Raw genomic sequence first — 2,417 nt, 5'->3', positions numbered from 1 at the left:
GCGGCGACCTCAGCGACCCCGACCTGGCCCTCGCGGCCGAGGCGTTCGCCGCCGCCGGGGTCCTCGCCACCCGGGTCCCCGCCGCCGAGGTCCCCGCCACCGGAGTCCCCGTCACTGACGTCCCCGCCACTGACGTCCTCGCCACCGAGGTGCCCGGCCGGTGACGCTGCTGGTGGTCACCGGGACCGGCACCGAGGTCGGTAAGACGGTGGTGACCGCGGCGCTGGCCGCGCTCGCCCAGGACCGCGGCCATGCCGTCGCGGTGGTCAAGCCGGCGCAGACCGGGCTGCGGCCCGACGAGTTGGGCGACGTTGATCTGGTCGCCGGTCTCGCGGGCATCCGCGACGTCCACGAGCTGACCCGTTACCCCGACCCGCTCGCGCCGGCGGCCGCCGCCCGCCGAGCCGGCCGACCCGCCGTCGACCTCGGCGACGTGGCGGCCCGGATCGGCAAGCTCGCCGCCGACCACGACCTCGTCCTCGTCGAGGGGGCCGGCGGGCTGTTGGTGCGCTACGACGACAACGGCGCCACCCTGGCCGATCTCGCCCGGCTGCTCTCGGCGCCGGTGCTCGTCGTGACGCCGGCGGGTCTCGGCGCGCTGAACGCCACCGCGCTGACCCTGGAGGCGTTGGCCCACCGCGGCCTCGAACTCGCCGGCGTCGTGATCGGATCCTGGCCGCGCGAGCCGGACCTGGCCTGCCGCAGCAATCTGGCCGACCTCAGCGACCTGGCGGGCCGACCGTTGGCCGGGGCCCTGCCGGCGGGCGCCGCCCTGCTGAGCCGGCCCGAGTTCCTGGCGGCGGCCCGGCAGTCACTCGAACCCGCCCTCGGCGGTACCTTCCGTGCACGGCAGTTCCGTGCACGCCACCCCCTATAGGGCGATTCCCTTACCTTTGCGCAGCCCTGCTCGTCCGGCCTGTCGCGGTAGAAAGGCACGGGAGTGCAGAAGGCAGTAGCCGCAACGGAGACGGAGGCTGGCGCAGGCGCAGGCAGCGCAGGCACTTGCCGGCGCGGGCGGGGCCGGCTGCCGGCCTGCTCACTGCGACGGAGGGCGGACAGGTGACGAACGTGCCCGACGTCGCGCGGGAAAACCGGGCGGCGCAGTGGGCGCGGGTTCGACAATGGAGCGCGCACTCCGACCGATCGGACGACAAGCCGACCCGAGAAGACCGGCAAAGGCCGACGCAATACGCAAAACCGGACAAGAAGGACCACTAAGCCGGTTCGACCAGCCCGCCCGACGCCGAGCCGACCCCATCATCGAACGCATCTCCGCTGCCCACGTCCCGCCTGGAGGCCCCCGTGACCGCACCCGTGACCGTGCACACCGCTCCGCCGACGGTGCCACCGTCGGCGCCGGCCGCCGCCGGGCTGGACCCGGCCGCACTGCTCGCCCACGCCCGGCGTGAGGTGCTCGAGGCCGGGCGTGGGCTCGACGAGGCCGGTGTCCTCGCCGTCCTGCGACTGCCCGACGAGTACCTGGGCGACGCCCTCGCGCTCGCCCACGAGGTCCGGATGCGCTGGTGCGGACCGGAGGTCGAGGTCGAGGGCATCATCAGCCTGAAGACGGGCGGCTGCCCGGAGGACTGCCACTTCTGCTCGCAGTCGGGCAAGTTCGACTCGCCGGTGCGCTCGGCGTGGCTCGACGTGCCCTCGCTGGTCGAGGCGGCCCGCCAGACCGCGGCCACCGGCGCCACCGAGTTCTGCATCGTCGCGGCCGTTCGCGGACCCGACGCCCGGCTGATGTCCCAGGTCCGCGAGGGAGTCGCGGCCATCCGTGCGGCCGTCGAGATCAACGTCGCCTGCTCGCTGGGGATGCTGACCCAGGAACAGGTCGACGAGCTCACCTCGATCGGCGTGCACCGCTACAACCACAATCTCGAGACGTCCCGCTCGCACTTCCCCAAGGTCGTCACCACCCATAGCTGGGAGGAGCGCTGGGAGACCTGCGAGATGGTGCGCGCGGCCGGCATGGAACTGTGCTGCGGCGCGATCCTGGGGGTCGGGGAGTCGCTGGAACAGCGGGCCGAGCTCGCCGCCCAGCTCGCCGTGCTCGAGCCCGACGAGGTGCCGCTGAACTTCCTCAACCCGCGGCCGGGTACCCCCTTCGGCGACTACCCGCCGGTGCAGCCCCGCGACGCGCTGCGCGCCATCGCCGCGTTCCGGCTCGCCCTGCCTCGGACGATCCTGCGCTACTCGGGCGGCCGGGAGATCACCCTGGGCGACCTGGAGTCACAGGGGATGCTCGGCGGCATCAACGCCGTGATCGTCGGCAACTACCTGACGACGCTGGGCCGGCCCGCCGAGTCCGATCTGAAGATGCTCGCCGACCTGAGCATGCCGATCAAGTCGCTGCAGGCCACGCTGTAGGACTGCGCCCGTCTCCGGCCGGCCGGCTCGCGCGCGTGGCGCGAGCC

At 73.6% G+C, this 2,417-nt stretch carries 2 protein-coding genes; both read left to right on the top strand.

Annotated features, from left to right (window positions below):
• Positions 1-160: 160 nt before the first annotated feature.
• Complete coding sequence (bioD, locus tag ND748_RS30070) at positions 161-877, top strand: dethiobiotin synthase (RefSeq protein ID WP_251749592.1); 717 nt, start codon at positions 161-163, stop codon at positions 875-877.
• Positions 878-1,290: 413 nt separating this feature from the next.
• Positions 1,291-2,370 (top strand): biotin synthase BioB, encoded by a 1,080-nt coding sequence (gene bioB / locus ND748_RS30065; protein ID WP_285902912.1) that lies wholly within the window; start codon positions 1,291-1,293, stop codon positions 2,368-2,370.
• Positions 2,371-2,417 lie beyond the last annotated feature (47 nt).

Source organism: Frankia sp. AiPs1 (genome assembly GCF_023716945.1).
In the GTDB taxonomy this organism is placed as follows: domain Bacteria; phylum Actinomycetota; class Actinomycetes; order Frankiales; family Frankiaceae; genus Frankia.
This window is presented reverse-complemented; position numbering and strand designations above follow the sequence as displayed.